Source organism: Actinoplanes nipponensis (assembly GCF_016862275.1).
In the GTDB taxonomy this organism is placed as follows: Bacteria; Actinomycetota; Actinomycetes; order Mycobacteriales; family Micromonosporaceae; genus Actinoplanes; species Actinoplanes nipponensis.
The window spans coordinates 202,826-226,924 of the sequence record NZ_BOMQ01000008.1; the positions used below are offsets into that span (position 1 = coordinate 202,826).

The 24,099-nt window shown below is 66.8% G+C and carries 13 protein-coding genes and 2 pseudogenes; 9 read left to right on the forward strand and 6 right to left on the reverse strand.

Features of this window, described 5'->3' with window-relative positions:
• Nucleotides 1–7: 7 nt before the first annotated feature.
• Entirely contained in the window at nt 8–2,383 is a 2,376-nt protein-coding gene (locus Ani05nite_RS02260; RefSeq protein WP_203763858.1) for a NucA/NucB deoxyribonuclease domain-containing protein, read from the reverse strand.
• Nucleotides 2,384–2,708: 325 nt separating this feature from the next.
• Complete coding sequence (locus Ani05nite_RS02265) at nt 2,709–3,122, reverse strand: hypothetical protein (RefSeq protein ID WP_203763860.1); 414 nt, start codon at nt 3,120–3,122, stop codon at nt 2,709–2,711.
• Between the two features lie 456 nt (nt 3,123–3,578).
• Here Ani05nite_RS02265 and Ani05nite_RS02270 point away from each other — a divergent pair, with 456 nt between their 5' ends.
• The 3 genes from Ani05nite_RS02270 to Ani05nite_RS02280 are packed head-to-tail and all read left to right on the forward strand — an operon-like array spanning nt 3,579 to nt 6,163.
• Complete coding sequence (locus tag Ani05nite_RS02270) at nt 3,579–4,283, forward strand: pectate lyase (protein ID WP_239129123.1); 705 nt, start codon at nt 3,579–3,581, stop codon at nt 4,281–4,283.
• 42 nt (nt 4,284–4,325) lie between these two features.
• A complete protein-coding gene (locus tag Ani05nite_RS02275; protein ID WP_203763865.1) occupies nt 4,326–5,321 on the forward strand; it encodes a helix-turn-helix domain-containing protein in 996 nt (331 codons plus the stop codon).
• Nucleotides 5,322–5,338: 17 nt separating this feature from the next.
• Nucleotides 5,339–6,163, forward strand: coding sequence for an SAM-dependent methyltransferase (locus tag Ani05nite_RS02280; RefSeq protein ID WP_203764953.1), 825 nt, complete (start codon nt 5,339–5,341; stop codon nt 6,161–6,163).
• 70 nt (nt 6,164–6,233) lie between these two features.
• Here Ani05nite_RS02280 and Ani05nite_RS02285 read toward each other — a convergent pair whose 3' ends face one another.
• Nucleotides 6,234–6,440, reverse strand: a complete 207-nt coding sequence (locus Ani05nite_RS02285; protein WP_203763868.1) for a DUF397 domain-containing protein — start codon at nt 6,438–6,440, stop codon at nt 6,234–6,236.
• A gap of 314 nt (nt 6,441–6,754) precedes the next feature.
• Here Ani05nite_RS02285 and Ani05nite_RS02290 point away from each other — a divergent pair, with 314 nt between their 5' ends.
• Nucleotides 6,755–7,708, forward strand: coding sequence for a GGDEF domain-containing protein (locus Ani05nite_RS02290; protein WP_203763870.1), 954 nt, complete (start codon nt 6,755–6,757; stop codon nt 7,706–7,708).
• A gap of 9 nt (nt 7,709–7,717) precedes the next feature.
• Here the strand turns inward: Ani05nite_RS02290 and Ani05nite_RS02295 are convergent, their stop codons facing one another.
• Nucleotides 7,718–8,644: an NADP-dependent oxidoreductase gene (locus Ani05nite_RS02295; RefSeq protein WP_203763874.1), complete on the reverse strand. Its 927-nt coding sequence runs from the start codon at nt 8,642–8,644 to the stop codon at nt 7,718–7,720.
• 238 nt (nt 8,645–8,882) lie between these two features.
• On the opposite strand from Ani05nite_RS02295, the gene Ani05nite_RS02300 reads away from it, so the two are divergent.
• The 4 genes from Ani05nite_RS02300 (at nt 8,883) to Ani05nite_RS02315 (ending at nt 20,594) form a co-directional block, all read left to right on the forward strand.
• The gene (locus Ani05nite_RS02300; RefSeq protein ID WP_203763877.1) at nt 8,883–9,116 is read left to right on the forward strand and encodes a hypothetical protein; all 234 of its coding nucleotides are present in this window, start codon (nt 8,883–8,885) and stop codon (nt 9,114–9,116) included.
• Nucleotides 9,117–9,456: 340 nt separating this feature from the next.
• Nucleotides 9,457–12,852 carry a DNRLRE domain-containing protein gene (locus tag Ani05nite_RS02305; protein ID WP_203763879.1) on the forward strand — a complete coding sequence of 1,132 codons (3,396 nt, stop codon included), beginning with the start codon at nt 9,457–9,459 and terminating at the stop codon, nt 12,850–12,852.
• Nucleotides 12,853–12,946: 94 nt separating this feature from the next.
• On the forward strand, nt 12,947–19,894 hold the full coding sequence (locus tag Ani05nite_RS41740) for a polymorphic toxin-type HINT domain-containing protein (protein WP_203763882.1): 6,948 nt from the start codon (nt 12,947–12,949) through the stop codon (nt 19,892–19,894).
• Between the two features lie 271 nt (nt 19,895–20,165).
• Nucleotides 20,166–20,594, forward strand: coding sequence for an Imm32 family immunity protein (locus tag Ani05nite_RS02315; protein WP_203763885.1), 429 nt, complete (start codon nt 20,166–20,168; stop codon nt 20,592–20,594).
• A 293-nt stretch (nt 20,595–20,887) separates the two neighbouring features.
• On the opposite strand, the pseudogene Ani05nite_RS02320 reads toward Ani05nite_RS02315, so the two are convergent.
• Nucleotides 20,888–21,223, reverse strand: a pseudogene (locus Ani05nite_RS02320) (integrase core domain-containing protein); the annotation flags it as partial.
• Between the two features lie 152 nt (nt 21,224–21,375).
• On the opposite strand from Ani05nite_RS02320, the pseudogene Ani05nite_RS02325 reads away from it, so the two are divergent.
• Nucleotides 21,376–22,079: pseudogene (locus tag Ani05nite_RS02325) on the forward strand (IS6 family transposase); the annotation flags it as partial.
• Between the two features lie 444 nt (nt 22,080–22,523).
• On the opposite strand, the gene Ani05nite_RS02330 reads toward Ani05nite_RS02325, so the two are convergent.
• Nucleotides 22,524–24,053 (reverse strand): exo-alpha-sialidase, encoded by a 1,530-nt coding sequence (locus tag Ani05nite_RS02330; protein WP_203763888.1) that lies wholly within the window; start codon nt 24,051–24,053, stop codon nt 22,524–22,526.
• Between the last annotated feature and the right edge of the window lie 46 nt (nt 24,054–24,099).

Consider the following 24,099-nt stretch of genomic DNA (forward strand, 5'->3'; position numbering starts at 1 on the left):
TCGAGCATCAGTTGGGCTTCGGCTCTGGCCGCTTCGGCGCCATGCACAGGCTGGTACCGCCTGCTTCGATCTTGAATGCGAAGCTGGGGCCCTTGGCCTCGACCCACGGCTTCACCGGCAGGACGATGAACTTGTCGTCGTCCTTCACCCGACACTTTCCATAGAATCCACCGATGTCCCACATCTGGGGGTCCTGTTCCTCCCGGGGGACCAGTTTCAGGGACGCCCGGGTGCCGGACAGGTCGACCGCTTGGTTCGTGCTGAAGAACGGGAACTCGTCGCAGGTCGTCAAGTTGTTGTTGAGATCGCACTCGTTCGGCTTGAACTTCTCGACAGTGTTGTACCAGGTGTGGTCGTAGCCCGCCCGGTCAGCGGCCGCGCCGCCCTTGCTGCGTGCGGGATAGAACCATGGAGCCCGCTCCGGGACCGGGAAGCCTCCGTCACCCAGGGCCGTCACGATGTGCCTGCCGGTTTCCAGCATGGGCTCGTACCGGCGGTTCGTGCCGCCCGGCACGTACACGATCGTGTTCTCGTCGCACCCGGCCGATGCGAGGGTGCCGTGCTGGGCCGAGCAGGCCGAGTCGATCTGTCGCTTGAGGAGCTGGCTCTTGGCGTCGTCCCAGGCGAAGGGCAGGCTCTCCGATTCCGTCAACTGTTTCGTGGTCTTGACCACCTCGGCGTAGGCCTGGGCGCTGTTGTACCACTCACCCTCGTCTTCGCCCCACTTGTCGAAGGTGTCGAAGTCGGTGTCGGGGTCGATCGGGAACTCGAAGAAGCTCGTGAAGCCGATCGGCGTCTGGAAGATGAGGGAAAGCAGGACACCCATCACCAGGCCGATGCCGATGCCCGCAGCCACCACGACGAGGATGGAGGTGCCGGCGAGGGCCGCTGAGGCGATCTCCGCGACCTCGGCCGTCTCCACCGCGGTCTCGATGATCATGACGCAGGTTTCGTCGTTGATGCACCAGGTGATCGGTTCCGCCAACTTCTCCGGCGAGGGCACCAGGGTGCCCAGCGACGCGGGTACACCGTCCATGCCTGAGATCACCGGTCCGCGGCCGGGTGGCGCCACCGCATAGAGCAATGTGGTGATGTCGTCCACGCACTTCATCACCTTGTTGCCGGAAGGCGGCAGGAAGGCGTCCACGCAGCTGGTGTTCGCGACCTTGTAGCAGCCGGTGAAGAGCTGGGTGCTGCCGGCCGGAACGGGCACCGTGGCGCGCACGCTCGGCGACGCATAGAAGTCGCCGCCCAGGCCGGCACACCGTGAAGCTTCGCTGGCGATCAGTTGGGTGGTCTCGATGGGCACGATGGGCGAGGCGGGCGGCGTTGTGAACGTGCCGGAGAGCATCCGCGACTGGGTGCCGTCCGCGCGCAGGGCCGCGATCTGTATCTGGTAAGGGGTGGCCTCGTCGAGTTCCCCGACGGGCAGCTTGATCACGTCTTGGGCCGTGCACGGGCTGGCCGGGCTGCCGGCGGCGGTCACGCAGTACCGGTCCGGCAGAAACTCCTCGAACCGCTTACCGTCCAGATAGGCGACGTACCTGACCTCCCCGGCGGGATCCGGACGCCAGCTGACGTAGGCGAGGCCCTCCTCGGGAACGATGGTCAGGCCGGTGGCCGGATCCGGCGGTTGCGGTGCTGCCAGCGTGGTGAAGGACGTCGTCGCCGGGGTTACCGACCTGTTGCCGGCCAGGTCGACCGCGACCACCGACACGCTGTGCCGACTGGACGGAGCCAGCCCGGTGATGCTGTACGAACGGGTACCGACGACGGTCCGGTGCGGTGTTCCGCCGTCGACAGTGACCTCGTATCCGGCCAGCCCGTAGTTGTCCGTCGCCGCGTTCCAGGACACCTTGGCCGAGTTCGCCGTGACGGTGCCGACCGTCAGGCCGGGAACGTTGCTCGGCGGGATCAGGTCGACGACAGTGAAGGACCGCCGGATCCGGGCGGACCGATGGGGATCGCGCTCGGCTCGGGCGCACAGCTCGTTCACGCCCAGGTGCGGCGGGCGCAGGCTGGTGCTCCACGAGGACGCCCAGGCGGCCACCCCGTCCGGCGGCGGGCCGATGGTGAAGTTCGTCGCCGTCACGACCTCGTCCGAGACGTCGACCATGGTCGCTTGCTTGTGCAGGATGCCGTTGACGGAGATCGTGCCGTGCTCGTCCACCGCGAGCTTTTCATCGACCGCCGGCCGGTCCACGCGCAGCCGGATGGAGGCGTGGTTCTCCTCCGGGACGGTCAGGTCGGCACACGGACGTGCCGGCGCCGGTGTGTCGTCGGCCGCGTGGGCGGCCGGAGTGTGCACCAGTGAGCCCGGCACCATGAGTAGGACGGCGAGCGCTGTCGGCAAAAGGGTCCGACTTGCGAATCGATGGCGCATATGCTCCACCCCCGTATGAGCGATTGCGTGGCGCGACTATAGACCCAAATCGATGGTCGAGTCGACGCTCGAAGCGTCGGGAATCGGTCATGCGGGAGGGCTGCCGGGATACGAGATCCACGCCCGGTCCCGCCGAGCCGGTCCGGTCGGTGGCCCGAAGCACTCCCGTGACTCTGCTGCGGACAACGGGATCGGCTCGGGCAGTAGATTCGCCCGCCAGCTCCGTCCAGCAGGGGGGAACTCAGTGGAAGACGATCGAGCCGATGCTCCGCTGATCAAGGAGCAAGGAAGGCCATGACGGACAATGCGTCCAACTATCGAGCGGTCAGGCTACGATCAGGTCGAGTTCATGATCGGCGACCATGGGTGATTGGTTTGTGTCGATCCTCAGACACCAATCAAAGACACGATCGTTCGCCGGGGTGATTACCTCGGCGATCATTGCTCCCGGGTCAGGCTGGTAGGTCAGCCGTAGGTCGATTCGGCTGTACAGCTCCGGCTTGTCGCGCGGGTGGGCGTGGCGGAGCAGCCTGAACACACGCGTCCGTAGAAGGCGAACCTCATGTTCGCTGAGCCTTCCGGGCGCAGTCGATGATGCGCCAGAGAGCGTCGGCGGCGGCTTCCGCGTTGATCGTGAGCGGCTTGAGCGGCCGCCGGCATCTTGCGTGGCGTTCGGGTTGAACGCGATGGCGATCGAGCCCTCTCGGTGGCGCACGCAAACGGCTTCGAGCGACTGCATTGCTTGGCAGTTCGCCGACGCCTTCGAGAACGAGCATCCTGCGTACGCCTCGGTACCGCGTAGGCCGTCTCGGGCTGAAGATGACGACCTCCCAGCCGGACTCGCCCGGTACGGCCTGTCAGGAGACCGCCTCGACGTGGCAGCGGCCCCTGCCTGGCCATCCGACCAGCCAGCGCAACAGTGTCGTCTACTTCATCGGGCAACCTTCCGCGCCTGTCGAACCACTACAGGTTGCGGAGAGCGCGAAGGGTAAGCAGCACCCGCAATCCTGCAACAAAGCTGCAAACCGCATTTATTGACCAGTATCGATGAACATGGCAGGTTGGGGATGTCCTCCTCCCATACCCGCCGTCGTCATCCAAATGGACCCGCACGCTGCGATGACGACGCTGGTTCCCTCGCGCCTTCGGTGAAGGCGGGAGGCCCTGAGAAAGGTCCCACATGAAAAGACCACGCGTGCTCATCGGCGCCGCAGTTCTGGCCGCAGCGCTGGCCGGCTCTATTGCGACGGTGGGTTCGGCCTCAGCCGCCACGGATGTGAAGGTCACTGCTTCGATCAAGGTCACCGGTACCTTCGACGGTGGCGGGAAGCGCTACATCGGCTCCGGCGCACTCGGTAGCGGTGGTCAGGACGAGGGCCAGGACCCGATCTTCGACCTGGCCGCCGGTGCCACCCTGAAGAACGTCATCCTGGGCGCCCCGTCCGCCGACGGCGTCCACTGCGCCGGAAGCTGCAATCTCGCCAACGTCGTCTGGCAGGATGTCGGTGAGGACGCCGCCACCTTCCGCGGCACCAACGCGACCGTCGTGATCGACGGCGGCAGCGCGGCGAGCGCGTCGGACAAGGTGTTCCAGGACAATCGCGGTGCCGGCGGTTCGGTGACCATCAAGAACTTCAAGGTCTCCAACTTCGGCAAGCTCTACCGCTCCTGCGGCAACTGCTCCACCCAGGCCGCCCGCAAGGTGACCATCCAGAACATCACCGCGACCAGCGGCAAGGTGATCGCCGGCGTCAACACCAACTACGGCGACGTCGCGACATTGAAGGGCAACAACATCGGCAGCATCCCGCCCTGCTGGCTGTACACCGGTAACAACACCGGCGCCGAGCCGACCAAGACCGGCTCCGGCCCGAACGGCAGAAACTGCATCGTTTCCTAACGGTGGCGAAATGGCCTCCTGGCGTACGCCAGGAGGCCATTCTTGTCCCTGTCCGCCCGTCTTCCGGCGTTCGATCTTGTGCCTGCCGACCTCGCGGAGCCGGCCTTGAGCGGCCGCCCGCGTCCGTTACGTTGGGCCGGTGCGGGTGAGCACGGATCAGACGCGGTACTGTGGTGCGCGTCACCGTCCACACGGGTTGGTCAGGCGGAGGTAAGGGTGCCGGTCACAGGCCAACGCGTCGTGCGGCGGGCGTTGGGGCGGCGATTGACGCGGTTGCGCACGGCGTCCGGGATGAGCCGGCGGGATGTGGTGGAAGCCCGGCTGGGCATCTCGGAGCCGACGCTGCACCGCATCGAGACGGGCAAGGTGCCGGTCACCGGGGCCAACGTACGCGCGCTCTGCTGGCTCTACGGTGCGGACCAGAGCATCACTGACGCGCTTGCCGACCTCGCGCTGGGCACGTCCCAGCAGGAGTGGTGGGACGCCAGCCCGGTGATCCCCGAGTGGTTCAAGCTGTACGTCGGCCTGGAGGCGTCCGCGTCCCGGATGTTCGGGTACGACGGCGAGGTCGTTCCCGGCGAGTTGCAGACTCCGGACTACGCGCGAGCCGTGTTCGGCGCCGAGCAGCCGGTCGACGTGGAGGCCGCCGAGCGCCACATCAAACTCCGCATGCAGCGGCAGAAGACGCTCTTCGCTCGCAACCCTCCGATCCGCCTCATGACGGTGCTCGGCGAGGGAGCATTGACCCGGCCGGTCGGCGGCGAACAGGTGATGACGGGGCAGATCGAGCATCTGAGGCGACTGTCCGGTGAGGACATGGTCGACATCCGGGTGCTGCCGTTCTCGGTCGGGGCGCATGCGGCGATGGCCGGGGCCTTCCGGATTCTGGAGTTCGACGACCCGAACGATCCGGACGTGGTCTACCTCGAATCCCACGTCGGTGCCCTCTACCTGGAGGAGCAGCCCGAGGTGGAGGAATACCGGCGGATCTTCGAGCTCATCAGCAAAGATTCCGTACCGGTCGGAGAGTTCCGGTGAGCAACGGGGGAGACGACGTGACAAGCGTGGGGCGCGGCGCCCAGGACGCCCATCGGAAGCCCGTCACGGCTGCCCGACTGTACGACTACTACCTGGGTGGGATCCACAACTTCCCGGCGGACCGGGAGGTGGCAAAGGTCCTCCTGGAGCGGACTCCGAAGCTCCGCACGATCGCCCGGGACAACCGGGCGTTCCTCGCCCGCGCCGTTCGCTACCTGATGTCGGTCGGCGTGCACCAGTTTCTCGACATCGGCTCCGGTATCCCCACCGAGGGCAACGTCCACGAGATTGTCCAGGCGGTGGCGCCGGACGCCCGGGTGGTCTATGTGGACATCGACCCCCACGCGGTGTCGGAGAGTCTGGAACTGCTCGAGGGCAACCAGTTCGCCACGGCGATCCGCGCGGACGTCCGTGAGCCACAAGCCATCCTCGACCATCCGCGGGTACGCGGTCTGCTCGACTTCGACCAGCCGATAGCGCTGCTGCTGGTCGCGGTGCTGCACTTCGTCGAAGACTCCGACGAGGTACGCGACATCGTGACCACCTTCCGGTCCGCCCTTGCGCCAGGCAGCCACCTCGTGGTGGCGCACGCGACGATCGACGAGCTGATCGTCGACGAGCGACGGTGGGAGAAGACTCAGAAGGACTACCGCCAGCAGACCACGACGTCGCTCGTTCCTCGCAAGAAGAGTGACGTCGTCCGGTTCTTCGACGGGTTCGAGATGGTCGAGCCCGGTCTGGTCTGGCTCAACGCCTGGCGGCCGGAGCCGGACATGGTCGACGAATTCAAGGACGAGCCGGAACGCTCCAGCTTCTACGTCGGGGTAGGCCGCCTGCCCTGAGTGGACCGTCCACCTGGCGCGAACCACGATCCGGCGCGGATCGACGATGTCGTTGCGGAAGTCGCCGTGATCAGTCGGTCAGGAGCTGGTCGAACTCGCCGCGCTTGGCGCCGAACAGGAACGAGTCCCACTCCTCGATCGTGAACACCACCGTGCCGGCCTCGCGTGCCTTGCTGTTGCGGACCTCGATGACGCCGTCCTGGCGGCGGGCCTCGACGCAACTGCCGCCGTTGCCCGTCGACCTGCTGGAAATGATCCAGCCGGTGTCGCTCCTCATTAGCGCTCCCCCGGAGTTGCTTACTGTGGGTGACTGGTGGGCCACCGTATCGGTGGCTGGTGTGTCACCCCGTGCCCGCTTTGAGGCACCCATCAGTGCTTGAAGTCCACGCAGGACTCTTTCATCACGAAAGTGATGCACACCTAGAGTAGGCGAAACCAGTCGCCGATGCATCTTGTCACCGCGACAGTCGTCGGCGTGAAATCTTGCACCCGCCCCGGTCGACTGCGATGATTCCCCTATGGAGCGTGGCGACCCCACGTAGTCGACTCGCCAGCTCCCGCTGGTCCGCCGCAGTTTTGAGAGGACGGCCGATGCGGATCCTCGATCCTGCCGCCGACCCGGGCGGTGTCCCGCCAGATGAGGCTGAGCTGCGGACCGAGGCCAGAACCGCCCCTCTGCAGGCTCGCATCGACCAGCTCGCGGCGCACGTCCAGCAGCTGGAGCAGGAGCGCGCCTCGCTGCGATGGATGGCCGACCACGACGAGCTCACCGGGCTCGCCAACCGCCGCCTCTTCCACGCACTCGCCCCCGAGCTGCTCAACAGCGAGGAATGCTCGTCGGCCGCCCTGATCCTCGACCTCAACGGCTTCAAGCCGATCAACGACACGTACGGGCACGAGGCCGGCGACGAGGTCCTCTGCGTGGTCGCCCGCCGGATGGCCGCCTGCCTCGACGACCATCTGGTGGCCCGGTTCGGCGGCGACGAGTTTGCCGCGCTGCCGCGCGCCCCGCGCGCGGACGCCCCGGATGCATGGTGGCACGAGGTGGCCGGCTCGCTGAGCGCCGCGATCGCACCCCCGATGGACGTCAAGGGCCACACCCTGTCCGTCACCGCCTCGATCGGCGTCGCACCGGCTGGGCGCTCCGCCGACCTGGCCGGCCTGCTGCGACGCGCGGACCAGGCGATGTTCAGCGCCAAGCGGCACGCGAAGACCACCGACAAGGCCGGCATCACCTGGGTCGTGGCCACCGAGAGCGGCGACCACACCGAGACGTACCAGCCGGGCTCCGCCCGCGTGTCCCCGCCGGACCTGACCGCCTCGGCGCCCGCCGAGGCGTGCCGGCCGGGTGACCCGGTATGGGTGCACCGGAACGGCGCCCGCCGTGCGGGAGTGGTCGAGGGCGCCTGCGAATGGGCGGCCCTGGTCCGCTACCGATGCCCGAACGGCGCCGGCACGATGGTCGACACCATACCTCTGAGCTGCCTGACGATCCGGACCGAAGCCGATCCGTACCTGGACCGGAAGTCCTCCACCAGCCGGTGATTGCGGCCGTCAGCCCACCGTCAGCACGAGTTTCCCGCGCAGGCCCCCGGCCAGGACCCGCCGGTGGGCGTCGGCCGCTTCGGTCATCGCCATCGTGGCCGCCACGCGCGTGCGCAGCTGTCCCGCCGCCACCTGCCCCACCAGGGACGCCAACAGCTCGCGGTCGTGCCGGATGAGTTGCAGCTCTTGGCGCACACCACGGGCCGGAACGATGGGCGGCGTGGGCCGGGTGGTGACCACGACTCCTCTGTCCTCGATGGCAGCGGCAGCCGCCTCGCCGATGGGGACCGCGTCGAACACGGCGGCCACCGGCCCTACCGTGGCCAGATCGGCGGAGCGGGGGACTACCTCGTGGGCGCCGAGACCGTGCACCCAGTGCTCATCCTCGTCGCTGGCCTGCGCCAGGACACGGTAGCCGCCCTGAGCGGCAAGCTGGGTGGCGAAGCCGCCGACCCCGCCGCTGGCGCCGGTGACCAGGATGCTGCTGCCGGCCGGGAGCATGGCCAAGGACACCAGTGACAGCCCCTGGTGTGCGGTCTGGGCGTTGAGTGGCACCGTGGCCGCGGACGCGAAGTCGAGCCCGTCCGGCAACGGCACCATCCAGTCCGCGTCGGCGGCCACGAACTCGGCGTAGCCACCGGGGTTACCCCGGGTCGAGTACCACGGGATCATCCCGACGACACGGTCGCCCACCCGGAACTCCGCCGTGTCGGGACCGACCGAGGCCACCTCGCCGGCGATGTCCCACCCGGGCGAGAACGGCGGCGGAACCGGCCCGCGAGGGATTTCCCCGGTGGTGGCGGCGAGGTCAGCCGGGTGCACACAGACCGCGCGGATCCGGACGACCACCTGCCCGGTCCCTGCCTCAGGATCGGGCAGCTCGGTCACCTGCAACACCTCAGGACCGCCAAGCGCGGTCGCGACGACTCCCAGCACGCGTCCACTCTAGACCTCACCACCGAGTCGCAACGGCCCGGAAGGCGTGCACTGTCAAGGCCGCCGTTACGAACCCTCGCCACACCGGGAGGCCGACGGCAGCTCGCAGGAGGCGATCACCGTGGGCGTAATCCCAGTGTCGAGTCTCGGACACGAACTATTTCCCCATATGAGTCCCGTCAGGCTGAGCCCGTACGCGGGACTTTTGTCGTTCTAGTGATTAGGTGAGAATGAGTCCGTGTTGTCGGTAGACCTCGGCGCGGTCGCTGGGGTTTGCTTCGGTGAGGGCGGTGGTGAGCTCACCGGTTTGTTGGACGATGGCCTTGATCTGGTCGCGGGTCAGTCGTGGTCAGGTTTCGGGTTGGAATATGGTGGCGATCAGACCCTCGATGCGTCGGCGTTCCTTTGGGTCTCTGTGATCCAGGCGGTGACCACGGTCGGATCGGCGCCGGCGTCGAGGGTGGCGCGGTAGCTGGCCAGCTTCTTGTCACAGGCGGTAAGTCCGATGCCGGCTTGTTGTGCGGTTGTCGTGGATTGCCGCCGACGGACGACAGCCGCGAAGAGACGCCCCACCTTCAGTACAGGCGCCGCCGTGCGGTCAGGACGAACACCGGCCTACCGAGATCGCACCGCAGAACCTGCGGTGGCAGCAGTACCTGTAGACCGAGAGCCGGTAGGAGCAGGTGGCTCTTCTGAGGTCACATCCCAAGATCTTGTGGCGGAGCGTCATGGTTCGCTAGCATGCCGTTGCATCGACTCGCACCACTGCGGGCTCCGTGCTGCTAACCGACGTTTGGTGACACGGGGGATCGATGATCGCGCCGCTCAAGCCTGCCCGCACGCCCATCTCCCGATCCGCCAACCGCCCACCGTCGTACGTGCGACGGTGGGCGGCTGCAGTGCTGGCCGGAGTCTTGACGGTCGGCATGTCAGCACTGGCCTGGTCAGCACCAGCGGCTGCTGACAGCCGTACGGCGCCGGTGGAGGGTGCGGCCGCCTCGAAGGCGTTGGAGGCGCCGGACGACGCGGGCGCGGCCCGGATGGCGTATCGCTACCAACGTCCGGTGCTGGTGACCGGTCGCACCTCCGAAACGTCCGTGACGTGGGCGCAGCCGGACGGCACCTTCCGGTCCTCGGTGCACGCCGCGCCGGAGCGTATGCGCGACGCCTCTGGCCGCTGGGTCGCCGTGGATCTCGCCATGGAGGTCAAGGCTGATGGCAGTGTGGCTCCCAAGGCGCATCCTCGTGGACTGACGCTGTCGGGTACTCGATCGGCGGATAGTGAAGCCCTGGTCAGTCTGGGCTCGGGCGTGGACCGGGTGTCGCTGGGCTGGCGAGGGCCTTTGCCCGTACCGGCGGTTGCCGGTTCGCGTGCCACCTACGCCGACGTCAAGCCGGGTCTGGATCTGGTCGTGGAGGCGCGACCGGTGGGCTTTGAGTACTTCCTTGTGGTCAAGACCAAGGCTGCGGTGTCCAGCGTGGCCGCGATCGCCATGCCCTACAGCGGACCGCCGTTGTCCGACGTGCCGACCGGTACGGCTCGCGCGCAGGCGATGTCACAAGATCCGGTGGTGTCGCCGGTGGTGTCGCCCGCGCGCATGTGGGATGCCCGGGTGTCGTCGAAGTCCGGGGAGCCGGTGTACCAGGCGGATGTGGCCGTCAGCACCGCCACGGTTGCCGGTGCGACCGACCTGGTGCTGACCGCAGATCCCGCGTTCTTCCGTGCACCGGATGTGGTCTACCCGGTCACGATTGATCCGGCGATCGATATCGCTCCGGCTTTCGACGCGTTCATCCAGAACACCTACTCGACGGACCAGTCCGGTTCCTCCGAGCTGAAGCTGGGCTACAGCGACGACTCCAGCGAGGGCTGCGGCTCGGGGTGCACGGCTCGTTCGTTGCTGAACTTCCAGCGCCTCGGAGGTCTGGAGGGGGCCACCGTCGCGTCGGCCGAGTTGTTCTTGTGGAACACCCACTCGTGGTCGTGTACGCCCACCGCGTGGGAGGCGTGGAGTGTCAGCTTCGCCGACACGTCGGCCCGGTGGAGCCATCAACCGGCCTGGGAGTCACGCGACGGCACGTCCACGGGAACGAAGGGCTACGGGTCCTGCTCCGACGGGTGGGTGTCGGTGTCGGTGCGGAACACCTTCCAGTCCGTGTTGAACAATTCAGCCGCGAGCTGGGCGAAGATCGGCCTCCGGGCGAGCAGCGAGTCGAACCACAACGGCTGGAAGAAGTTCAACTCCTCGGAAGCCTCCTCGAACCGGCCTTACGTCGAGCTGGTCTACAACCACAAGCCCAACGTGCCCACCGGGTTGAAGATCAACTCGTGTTATAAGGCGTGCTCGTCGCCGGCGACGGTCAGCTCTGGCACGCCGACGTTGTCGGCGACGGTGTCTGATCCGGACGGGGGCACGATGTGGGTGGAGTTCGAGGTCTTCAACAGCACCAAGCAGTCCGTGGTCGCCCGGTCCGGCACCGCGGTGACAGGGGTGGCGTCGGGCAAGACCGCACCCTGGGAGGTAGTGCCGGTCTCCGGCACCAAGCTGGCGAATGGCACGTACCACTATCGGGTCCGGGCCTGCCAGAAGTTCGACGGCGCCGCACTGTGCAGCGCCTACACCGCCCCGGCGGTGGCTTCGACGACGTGGTTCACTTTCACCGTCAATACGACCATGCCGGACCTGCCCACCGTGGTCAGTGATGTCTACGCCGAGGAGGAAGGCGGCACTTGGAACGGGGGCATCGGTCAGCCCGGGTCGTTCACGTTCGGCCCGAACCAGGGTACCGGCGTCACGGAGTACATCTACAGCCTTAACGGCGGTAGCGCGGTGACCATCCCGGCCGGCATCACCGCGACCGACAAACTGAGCACCAACCAGCAAAGCGTCACCACCGATCTGAGCGGGTTCTCCGTGCTGGGCAGCACCAGCATGGCCCGCTCCGAGCTGGGTCACTGGGCCGGCGGTTCGCTGCAGCTCAACCCGAAGGCCACCGGTACAGCAGACGGCGCGGCCGGCGACACCTTCGCCTCCGTCGGCGGTGACAAAGGCGGCCTGCAGCTGGGCATGCAAGGCGGTAAGCGGTACCAGATCACCGGCTGGATCTACGTGCCACCCACGACAGGATTGAGCCCCAGCGGCACCTTCGGCACACCCCGAGGCCTGCGGATCACCGCGTACGCCAAAGCGGCCGGCGCCACCACCTACAACGAGGCCAAGTCGGCGATGGCCAGCGTCACCGGCCGCTGGCAGCAGCTTTCGCTGACCTTGACCGTGCCCGCCGGCGCCACCGAAGCCTTCGTGCGCGTATACAACGGCTACCCTTCCACCAGTGCGAACACCGCCAAGGCGGTGTACTGGGACGACCTGTCGGTCCGCGAAATCACCGGCACGACCTCGACCGTCACGCTGGCGCCACCGTCCGACGGCCGGAACATCCTGGCTGTGCAATCGCGCACCGGCAGTGGCCTCACCTCAGAGATCCAGTTCTACAAGTACTTGGTGCGCAGCTCCGGTGAAAGCTGGCAGTGGAGCCTCGACGAGGGCGCCGGTACCGTCAGCGCCTCAACCCCTGACAACAACCGGCCGGTCACCGCCAGCACGACCGGCACGGCATGGACTACACCCGGGCGTGCGGGAAGCGCCGCCATCGCCATGAACGGCACCGGGAAACTCGATACGCAATCGCCGGTCTTGAACACCGCCGATGCCGCCGGATTCACCGTGGCCGGCTGGGCGCGCATGACCGACCGCGCCGCGGCGGGATACGACACGGTCGTGTCGCAGGCCGGTGCCAACGCCGCCATGTTCCAGCTGCAACTCCGCGAGGACCAGATCGACGCCGACGGCGACGGCACCAAAGATCTCGCCTGGTGTTTCACCATGCGTCAGACCGACAGCCCGACCGCGGGCGTGACGGCCGCCTGCACCCCCCAGTTCGTCACGGAGGACTGGGTGCACCTGGCCGGGGTCTACGACCGGGTCAACGCCACGATGACGCTGTACGTCAACGGTGGTGACCTGAACGGCGGCGTCGAGACGTCGGTCGTCAACAACACCGCACCGTGGTCGGCCACGGGCTCCTTCACCATCGGCAACGCCGTCGGCGGCGCGGACGCCGACGGCTGGAACGGCGACATCGACGAGGTACGCGCGGTACCAGGCGCCGCCCCCGCCGAGTCAGTCGCGCGGTGGTCCCTGCAGTAATACGACCATGCATCACGTCAGTCCCGCGCCGGGATCGGGCAACCGGTTCCGCCGCAATCGATACCCCCTGCCAGGCGCAGCGAGGAAGGCAACCATGAACGGGCGTACCGGGGCCAAGCCAACCGCCGATCAACCGAGACTGATCGGCGGACGCCGACGGCGGCTCGCCGCCACACTGGCGGCCGCCTTGGTCGTCACGCTGGCCGCCGAGCTGCCGGCCGGCCCCGCAGCGGCCGCCCCGTGGCAGCCGCCGCCGGCACCCAGGCCGACCGAGGTGGCAGGCGTGCCCCGGCACTCCGCCGAACCGCCCCCCGGCCGCCCCTCGTGGACCGCCGGTGCCCGTGAGGTCCTCAAGGCACCACCGGTGACCTGGCCGGCCGGCGGACGGGCGATTGCCAACCTGGCCGCGAGCAAGGCCGCCACCGGTGCACGTCAAGCCGACGCGGGCAACGGACCGGCCGCACGGCCGCAGCCCGTTCGCGTCGGCAACCTTCCGGTGTGGGTGAGTGGCGTGCCGCAGACCGCCGCCAAGGCAGCCGGCGGTGCCACCCCGGTGGACGCAGTGAGCGTCGCGATACGCGACCGGGCCGCCACCAAACGCGCGGGGGTGGCCGGGCTGGTCCTCGACCTCCACCGCAGCGACGGCGCCCCGACCGCGGGCGCCACATCGGTGACCGTTGACTACTCCGGCTTCGCCCAGGCCTACGGCGGCGACTGGGCCTCGCGGCTGCGCCTGGTCAACCTGGCCAACGGGAAACCGGTGGCGGGCACGAACGACACGAAGACCTCGACCGTGTCGGCAGTGGTGCCGCTGGCCGCCAACGGCGCCGTCACGACGCTGGCGGTCAGCGCCGGCGCGTCCGGCGACAACGGCACCTACTCGGCCACGAGTCTGTCGCAGGCCGGCACCTGGGGTGTGTCGCAGCAGAACGGCGGCTTCAGCTGGTCCCAGCCGCTACGCACGCCACCCGGTGTCGGCGGGCCGGCACCGTCCCTGTCCCTGTCGTATTCCTCGGCGTCGGTCGACGGGCGCACCGCCGGGACCAACACCCAAGGCTCGTGGATCGGTGACGGCTGGGACCTGTGGCCTGGTTCCATCGAGCGGACCTTCGTCGGGTGCCAGGAGGACAAGGACGCCGTCGACGCCGTCAAGCCCAACAACGCAAGCCTCGATGTCGGCGACCTGTGCTGGTACAAGCCTGAGGGCAACGCCACCATGTCGTTCAACGGCCAGGCCACCGAGCTGGTCAAATCGTCGGGCAACCAGTGGAAGGGCGTCGCCGACGACGGCTCGAAGATCGAGCTGTTGACCGACACCACCCTGGGCAACGGCGACGACAACGGCGAGTACTGGAAGGTCACGACCCTCGACGGCACCCAGTACTACTTCGGCCGCAACAAGGTCCCCGGCGGTGCCTCCGGCACCGAAGTCACCAACTCGACGTGGACCGTGCCGGTGTACGGCAACCACCCCAAGGAACCCGGGTACGTCGCGGACAAGTTCGCCGACTCCGGCAAGACCCAGGCGTGGCGGTGGAACCTGGACTATGTCGTCGACCCGCACGGCAACGCCATGTCCTACTACTACGGCACGGAGCAAGGCGCCTACGGCAGGGAAGGGTCCAAGGACAAGCGGACCACCTACGACCGGGGCGGCTATCTGAGCCGTATCGACTACGGCAACCGCATCGACGCCGCCACCACCGTGCAGGCAGCCGCCCGCGTCCTGTTCACCACCGACAACCGCTGCGCGAGCAGCTGCTACAACGGCACGGACCCGGTACCGGCCTCCTGGGTCGACACGCCGTGGGACCAGTACTGCAAGGCGGCGCCCTGCACCGACCAGCTCGCGCCCACCTTCTGGACCACCAAGCGCCTGGCCGGCATCCGTACCCAGGTCTACTCCGGCACCGGCACCACCTACACCGACGTCGAGTCCTGGACCTTGCGCCACACCTACCTGCAGGCCGGCGGCAATGAGGGCAAGCCCATGTGGCTGGCCGGCATCACCCACACCGGCAAGGTCACCGGGGCCGGCGGCGGGGCAGAGACAACTGACCCCGAGATCGTCTTCGACGCCGGCAACGAACCGCTGGCCAACCGCGTCGACGGACCCGCCGACGGCCGCTCCAGCCTGTTCCGGTCACGCATCAAGACCATCACCACCGAATCCGGTGCGCAGATCGGCGTGACCTACTCCGGCACGGAGTGCACCCGCAGCACGCTGCCAGCCCCGCACAGCAACGGCAAGCGTTGCTTTCCGCAGTGGTACGCGCCCAGCGGTGAAGACCCCAAGCTGGACTGGTTCCACCACTACCGGGTGGCGCGGGTGGATGTGTACGACCAGACCGGCGGCTTCACCCACGAGCAGAGCAACTACGACTATCTCGACGCGCCGGCATGGCACTATGACGATTCCGAGCTCGTCAAGGTCAAGTACCGCACCTGGGGCCAGTTCCGTGGCTACGGCAAAGTCCGCGTGCGCACCGGGCTGGAGTCCGGCGTGCAATCCGCGACCGAATACCTTTACCTGCGCGGCATGGACGGCGACAAGCAGCCGGACAAGGACGGCAAGCTCACCCTCACCCGCGACGAGTGGGTCACCGACTCCCAGAACACCAAGATCGAAGACCATGAGGCCTATGCCGGGATGCTGTATGAGCAGACCACCCTGCTCGGTGCCGGCGGGGCTTGGAACTCCGGTCTGATCAGCACACCGGTCAAGCAAGGCCCCACCGCCAGCAGCGGCCCGCTGAAGGCGTGGATGGTCAACACCGGCACGCTTCGCGCCCGTACCAAGTTGTCCAACGGTGGCACCCGCTGGAGCAAGACGGCCTTCTCCTACAACAGCGACAACCTGCCGACCACCGCCGACGACCTGGGCGACGAGTCCACCACCGCCGACGACCGCTGCACCCGCACCTGGTACGCGCGTAACGCCGACAGGTGGATGCTCAACCTCACCAAGAGGTCCGAAACCGTCGGCGTTGCCTGCACCACCACGGCGGTCCTTCCCAGGGACATGCACGCCAGCACGCGCATCACTTACGACAACGCGGCGAACAACTGGGACACCGATCTGCCGGTCAAGGGTGACGCGGTCAAGACCGAGCAGATCTCGTCCTGGAACGGCGCCACACCGGTGTGGAGCACCGCCAACAGGGCGACCTTCGACCCGAACGGCCGGGTCCTGGACCTGTTCGACGCGCTCGGCCGCAAGACCGGCACCAAGTATGTTCCCGCGTCGGCCGGCCCGGTCACCGCAACCACCGGAACCGACGCGCTCGGCCGGACGACCACCACGACGCTGCACCCCGCCTGGGGCGTGCCGACGAAGGTCGCCGACCCGAACAGCCAGAGCACGGAGATGACCTACGACGCGTCCGGGCGGCTGCTCGGCGTGTGGCTTCCCGGCCGACCGAAGGCCACCAACCCCACCGCCCCGAACGCGTCGTACGCCTACCAACTGCGCAACAAGCTGCCCAGTTCCGTCACCACCAAGACGCTGCTGCCCAATGGCTCCAACACCTACGCCACCGGAATCACCCTGTACGACGGCCAGCTACGACCCCGCCAGACTCAGACACAGGCACCCGGCGGCGGCCGGACCATCACCGACACCGTCTACGACTCGCGCGGTCTGCTCGACTGGACCTCCAGCCCGTACTACGACACCACCAACGCCACCCCCACCGCCGACAAATTCGCCGGCGGCCCCGGCGACCCGCCGCCCCCCGCGACCACCGTGAACACCTACGACGGCGCCGCCCGGATCACCACCAGCACCTTCATGGTCGGCACCGTCGCGAAGTGGAACACCACCTACGCCTACGCCGGCGAACGCACCGACATCACCCCACCCGACGGCGGCACCGCCACCTCCAGCATCGTCGACGGCCGCGGCCAACAGACCGAGGTCCGCCAGTACAAGAAGCGCTCCGATCTGGGCAGCGCCGACCCGAACAGCTACGACAAGAGCCAGTACGCCTACACCAGCCGCGGACAACTCGCGTCCTTCACCGACGCCGCCGGCAACACCTGGCGCTACACCTACGACCAACTCAGCCGCAAGACCAGCGACAGCGACCCCGACAAAGGCACCACCACCTACACCTACGACGCCGCCGGGCAACTGCTCACCACCACCGACGCCCGCCAGCAAACCCTCGCCTACACCTACGACGACCTCGGCCGACGCCTGACCAGCCGCGACACCACCATCGACGGTCCCAAACGCGCCGAATGGGTCTACGACCAACTACCCAACGGCATCGGCAAGCTCAACAAATCGATCCGCTACCTCAACGGCCAGCAGTACGTCAACGAAGTCACCGAGTTCGACACCGCCGGGCGCGCCACCAAGAACCAGACCACCATTCCCGCCGCCGAGGGCGGTCTCTGCGCCGCCGCCGGCACCACACCGTGCACCTACGCCAGTAGCGTCACCTACCGCGCGAGCGGACACACCGCCACCGCCACCCTGCCGCAGGCAGCAGACCTACCCAGCGAGAGATTCCTGTACGGCTACAACGACGTCGGCGCCGCCGCGGGAATCGTCACCGCCGGCCAGATCTACGTCCAACAAGTCACCTACAACAAACTCGGCCAGCTCACCCAGCGCGTCCTCGGCGAGCAACCCAAGCGCATCTGGCAGAGCTACATCTACGACCAGCACACCAGCCGACTCAGCGACGCCAGCGCCATCGCCGAACTCGCCACCCAAGACATCTCGAAGTTCCACTACGACTACGACGCGATCGGCAACATCACCGCGATCACCGACAAACCAGCGAACGGCACCGCCGACACGCAGTGCTACGCCTACGACTATCTGCGGCGCCTCACCGAAGCGTGGACCCCGACCAACCCCGACTGCAAAACCGCACCCACCACCGTCAGCGCCATGGGCGGGCCCGCACCGTACTGGCACTCATACCAGTACACCGACAAGCCCGGCCTGACCGGCTCACGCACCAAAGAAATCAGGCACACCGCCAGCGGCGACACCACCCGCGACTACACCTACCCCACACAGGGCGGCGGCGCCGGCAGCAAACCACACGCCCTGCAGACCGTCACCACCACCAACCCGGCCGGGGCCACCACCAAGACCGAAACGTACGACTACGACGCCGCCGGCAACACCACCTGCCGCCCCGCGGGCGCCGCCGGAAACAACTGTGCCCTCGGCACCGACACCAACAACCAGAAACTGACCTGGGACGTCGAAGGCCACCTCGCCACCGCCGTCATCGACGGCGTAACCACCAGCTATGTCTATGACGCCGACGGCAACCGCATCATCCGTCGTGACGCCACCGGCAGCACCCTCTACCTGCCCGATGGGACCGAGGTCCGGCAAACCACGAGCGGCGCCGTCACCGCTACGCGCTACTACAACCACGTCGGCACCACCATCGGTGTCCGCACCGCGGCCGGACTCAAATGGATGGTCAACGACCATCACCAAACCTCCGAAGCCACCGTCGACGCCGGCACCCTGGCCACCACGCGCCGTCGCACCCTGCCCTTCGGTGAAGAACGCGGCACCACCAACGGTGTATGGCCGCCCTTCATCGACAAAGGCTTCCTCGGCGGAACCAAAGATCCCGCCGGCCTGACCCACCTCGGGGCCCGCGAATACGACCCCACCACCGGCCGGTTCATCTCCGTCGACCCCGTCCTCACCCTCGACGACGCCCAGCAGTGGCATGGCTACGCCTACAGCCACAACAACCCCGCATCATTCAGCGACCCCACCGGCCTTGCCGACTGCGACTACGCCTGGGGCTGCAACGTCGGCGGCGGCAGCCAGTACGACGACTTCCCCGGCAAAGACAAAGGCGACGACACCAGCGGCGGCGGCAAACCCGGCGGCGGACGCAAAGACTCCGACAAGCCCACCTCCACCAGCACCAGCTCCTCCTCCAACGCCGCCGAACACCGCGCCGTCACGAAAAAGAAACCACCGAAATTCGCCAAGTTCGCTGTTGACTTCATTGACGGCTGTGGCGTCGGCTACCTCACCATCGGCGCATGCCACATCACCGACCTCACCGAAGCAGAAAAAAATCAGGCCTGGATCGCCTACGCCTGTGAATACCTAGGCGACTGCACCGCCTCTCTCGCCGCGGACCAGGCAAACCGCGACGCATACTACAATTACATGAGCATGGTTCCGTACGTCGGAATTCCATACTCTGTCGTCCTTATCAAGAAGGCTGTGGAAAGGGGCGACTACACGACCGCCGCGATCGAAACGGTAGGGATCGTACCTCTCGGGAAGGCCACGAAGCTTCTCAAGGTGGGGAAAGCCTGTAGTTTCGGCGAGAATACACCGGTGCTCATGGCGGATGGCACTACAAAGCCGATGAAGGAACTCGAGGTCGGCGACGTTGTACTCGCCACAGACCCTGAGTCTGGCCGAGAGGGCCCGCGAGTAGTCACTGAGGTCTGGGTCCACCAAGATGCGCTCTTCGATCTGACCGTCGCAGGCGAGACCATTGCAACAACGGAAGACCATCCGTTCTGGAACGCCACCGACCACGAATGGCAACGCGCTGACGCGCTCGACTACGGCGATCTTCTCCTCGGGCCCAAGAGTTCCACTTCGCCAGTGGGGTCGCTCTCCAAGGAAAGTCGGATCGACGACGCGTACAATCTCACGGTCGCCGACATCCACACGTACTATGTGCTCGCCGGCAACACACCAGTGCTGGTGCACAACACGGGTCCGTGCAGCGTCTCCATGGATACTGCCCTCGACCAGGCGGCGAAGCATGTTGGTGATAATCCTACGGTCGTTCGCTCGGGCAGTGGTGGCGTGCAATTCATGAGCGTCACGGTGGATTCGGCCGGGAACACCGTCAGAAAGATCGCGCGTTTTGACGTGAACCCCAATAGCGCCCACGTACAGCAGTGGGGTCCGCACCTGAACCTGGAGACGCAGGTAAATGGTCGAACCGTAACTACGGGGCCACTCAGGGATCCGCACACGCCCATCGATCCGGCAACTATCAGGAATGGTGATTGGTGGGACTAGTCTTCGCGAGACCGACCATCGATCCGAAATACTGAAACCCGCAGGCTATTGAGGGGTGGTGCTCTTCCTTATCGGTGGAGTTTATGAAGATGATGCGTTAGCCTGAATGCCGCGAGGTGAATCGTAACCGCGCGCTGGGACACGCGACGTCCGGCAGCAATGTTTAGGGTCGGCTGAGGTGGCGGTGCGTGTGCGCCCGTAATATCCTCAGTCGGCCTCTGTCGTCGAAGCCAGTAAACGGATGGTTCGTGTGCATGTGTCATGCGATCCCGTGTTGGCACGGTATCAGTGGCCTAAAATTATCGATGAAGGAGATTTAATGCAGCTTCGGCGACTCGATGCGACCCGGGAGATGGAACTGCGGGGAACCGCCGCAGAATTGACCGATTTCGCCAGCCTATTGATCTCAGGTTCCGGATCCTTAGATCTCGATCGAGTTGGCGATCCTTCGCCTTACGGTCGGAGCCTGTCGCGCGTTAATGTACTCCTAGCGTCAGGCCCGATCGCAGTAGTATGTTCTGTTGGTTCAGACGAGTTAGAAATCCGTGGAGGCCTTCCTCAGCTCAATCTATTTGCTACGAATGTGCGGGGATTCGCAGATGATGCGGACGCTATGAGTCATCTTCACATCGACTACTTTCCAGGGCATGACTATCTCGATGAGTCTTCAGATCCGTTGGTAATTGCGCTTGCGAGCTGACCGCAAGGATCGGGCAGTGTTGGAAGGTTTCTGGGGACATGCGAGATGGTGGTGCAATTAGCGCAGGTTTGAGGCTTCCGCGCTGACTTGATATCTGTCGTGACATGGGCGGAGCGTAGACGGTACGTCCTTTCTGCGAGCGTGGTCGTCTTTGGGACGCGACATGATGAGCCGATTACTTGCTGTGAATGCGGGTTGCACGCGTCTGGGTGCGCGCTTGCGTTGCCGTCACGGTTGCCGTCAAGCCCGGAAATGCATCGAATTTGTCACTAGATGCTAGCGTCTTGTGCGTCTTAGACGGAGGTCTGCTGCACCGATAGGTGAGAGGTCAAGTCAACCGGCCTGACTGGCCGGTGGGTCATGATGGTCTCGTACTCGATAGGGGTCAACCGGGACAGTGAGCGCTGTCGTCGGCGGCGGTGGTAGGTCCGTTCGATCCAGGCCGCGATCGCGATCCGCAGCTGTCGCGGGTGCCAGGTGTGTCGATCGAGGATGATGTTCTGCAGCAACCCGAAGAACGATTCCATGGCTGTGTTCGCCGGCGGCGCCGACTCTGCCCATCGATCCGACCATGCGGTGGTGGTCGAGGGCGCAGGCAAATTTCGGCTGCGAAATTGCGACCCGCGGTCGTCGGTGCGTGCTCGATTCCAGACCTGCGGCCGATGTAGCGCGGGTTCTGCAGCATCGCGCGGACGGCCGTCGTTTCCCAACTGCGTGTTGCGATGGGAGTTGCGTGGACTCTGTTGCGTCGGCTGAGCGAATGATCGGGCAGGGTTGAGCTATGAAGTCCGCGGTTCGGTCTCGTCGTTGGTCTGATCCCCGCTCGGCGTTCGCCGGGTTCCGGTTCCCGCCGGAGGTGATCGTGGTGGCGGTGCGCCGTACCTGCGCTACGGCCTGTCGTACCGCGACGTCGAGCAACTGCTCGCCGAGTGCGCGATCGACGTCGACCATGTGACCGTCTATCGGTGGGTGCAGCGGTTCACCCCGCTGCTGGCCGACGCCGCACGATTCACACGGCACGCGCCAGGCGACCGGTGGTTCGTCGGCGAAACCTCCGTCAAGGTCAACGTCGTGTGTCACTACATCTACCGCGCGGTCGACCAGCACGGACAGGTCAGCGACGGGCTGCTCTCGGCCCGGCGAGACGCCGCAGCCGCTCGCCGGTTCTTCACGCGAGCGCTTCAGACGCTGAAGGTCATCCCGAACGACGAGGTCACCCACGCCACACCGGTCTACCCAGCCGTGAGGAATTGGTGCCGGCGGTGTGGCACCACGTCGAGCAGTACGCGAACAACCGGATAGAAGCCGATCATCGTCAGCTCAAGCGCCGGCTGAGACCCATGCGCGGACTGCGGACCGATCGGACAGCACAGGTAGTGATAGCCGGGCACGCCTTCGTACAGAATCTGCGCCGCGGCCACTACGAAACTCGATGTCGACGCCCGCCCGGCACCGAGGATCGCCGCGGCGTTCACCGAACTCGCAGAAGGGACCTTACACCTGTCCTCGCCGGAGCTCAGCGTGCCCGCTGAGCTCGCAACGCGACAACGCCCCTCGATCTATGCCAAGTCAGTGCGCCACGTGTCGATCTCCGAGTCCACGCCGACCGGGGCCCAACCCTTTTTTCCGTACGTGACGGCGAAATGGCAGGCCAAGTGGAGCCCCGCCGATACACACGTGACCGGAGGCTTTCCCACTCGCAGCGGTCCGGCGCTCGCACACGTACGACGACGCCAACCCACCGCTACCCGCCGGCCGGTCGACCAGATCTACGCCGTCATGGCCGCCGCGCCGTCGCCCGGATAGTGGCCTGGCGGGCAACCACCCGGGCATCGAAGGGGCGACCCGGTCACCGACGCAGTGCTGGCCCGAGTTATCGAGGCATCCCACACCGCGGCCGAGGCGCCGTCATGACCGGCACGCTGAAAGTCACCTCCTCATCGTCGGGTGCTGGCGGGCCGGCGCGCGGAACGCTCGGAGGGGCGAGGCTGTGGTCGTCCGACTGGTGCTGAGAGATCCGGATTCGGTGTAGGAGACGTCGGTGCGGTTGTCCGGCCGGCCGCTGTGCGTGGTCACGAACAGTGCCCGGAACTGGTCGCCGGCCGTGGCCAGCCCCTGGTAGTCACCGATGAAGTAACCGCCCGCCTGGGGAGCCTGGAGCATGTCGAAGACCGGCGCGATCTGCCGTTCGCGGTCGAAGTGGCGGCCGCCGCGGGACGAGACGGTGAGCCAAGTGCTGGTCGGCAGCGTCGTGGTGTTCCCGGGCCGCAGGGTGCGCACGTCGTAGTAGGTGACGCCCACGTCCCCGTTCTCGGCGACTGCGATGCTCGGGGTGAACGCCGGCACCGTGGTGTCGCTGTTGACCCGGGTGGGCGCGCTCCACGTCCGGCCCCGGTCGGGGCTGCGCACGAGCTGGATCTGGTTGTACGCGCCGCCGGTGAAGTCGGTGCCCTCGTACGCCAGGTACAGCTCGCCGGTCCGCGGGTCGATGGCCGGGAACGGGATGCCGACGCCGGTCCGCAGCACCGCTCCGGTGTTCGGGTCGACGTCCTGCACGCCGGTGTCGTCCGCGACCACGACGGGCCGGCTCCAGCTGCGTCCGGCGTCGGTGGAGCGGACCATTTCGTACCTGGTGAAGACGGTGGCGGTCGCGGTGGCGTCGGTGTACTGGATGCTCTCGTAGAAGTCGTACAGCTCGCCGGTGCGCCGGTTCACCACGATCACGTTGCCGATGGTCTGCTGGAACTCTCCGGTGTCGACGATCACCTGTGGCCGGCTCCAGGTGCGTCCGAGGTCACGGGTGACCGACAGCAGAGTCGGGCCGGTGAACAGCAGCGAGCCGTCGGGCGAAAGCCGCAGCCGGTCCCACACCTGGTAGGCCGAGCCTGGGCGGGCCGGGTCGGCGGTCACGGAGTTCTTGTCGTCCACGATGCCCGGCTCGGTGTCGACGATCAGTTCGGTCACGTTGCGCCAGCTCCGGCCGCCGTCGTACGAGGTGAGGGCGACGACCCCGTTCCGCGGCGAGTTGGCGTCGAAGACCAGCGCGCTGCCGTAGGCGACGGATCCCGGCCCGGCGCTGACCCAAGGATCGGAAGCCCGCTCGTAGTTCAGGCCGCCCGGCGCGCACCGGGAGACCGGCCACGGCACCTCGGTGAACGTCTTGCCGCCGTTGCGCGAGTAGCCGGCGACGAGGCCGTGCGCGCCGCCGTCGCTCCACCTGTCCTGCTGCCAGGCGCCGACGACCTCGCTCGGACGGAAGCGGTTGGCGGTGACCGACGGCTCGACCTCCGCCCCGGGGTACAGCACCGAGCCCGGTGCGGCGCCGACCGTGCAGCCGGCGAACGGGCTTCCGTGCGAAACCTGCACCGGGTCCCGGGAACCGGCCCAGGAGGCGGTGCCGGACGCGAGGGCCAGCACCACCAGGGATGAGACCGCGGCAAACCTTCCCGACGTACGCATAACCGCTCCTCACATTCGAGGGATTCGATTGAGACATACTCCGTGA

What these genes read in the sequence shown, in the direction of transcription:
- Ani05nite_RS02330 (WP_203763888.1), bottom strand. Translation starts at nt 24,053, where the DNA reads ATGCGTACGTCGGGAAGGTTTGCCGCGGTCTCATCCCTGGTGGTGCTG.
- Ani05nite_RS02305 (WP_203763879.1), top strand. Translation starts at nt 9,457, where the DNA reads ATGATCGCGCCGCTCAAGCCTGCCCGCACGCCCATCTCCCGATCCGCC.
- Ani05nite_RS02260 (WP_203763858.1), bottom strand. Translation starts at nt 2,383, where the DNA reads ATGCGCCATCGATTCGCAAGTCGGACCCTTTTGCCGACAGCGCTCGCC.
- Ani05nite_RS02285 (WP_203763868.1), bottom strand. Translation starts at nt 6,440, where the DNA reads ATGAGGAGCGACACCGGCTGGATCATTTCCAGCAGGTCGACGGGCAAC.
- Ani05nite_RS02290 (WP_203763870.1), top strand. Translation starts at nt 6,755, where the DNA reads ATGCGGATCCTCGATCCTGCCGCCGACCCGGGCGGTGTCCCGCCAGAT.
- Ani05nite_RS02265 (WP_203763860.1), bottom strand. Translation starts at nt 3,122, where the DNA reads ATGCAGTCGCTCGAAGCCGTTTGCGTGCGCCACCGAGAGGGCTCGATC.
- Ani05nite_RS41740 (WP_203763882.1), top strand. Translation starts at nt 12,947, where the DNA reads ATGAACGGGCGTACCGGGGCCAAGCCAACCGCCGATCAACCGAGACTG.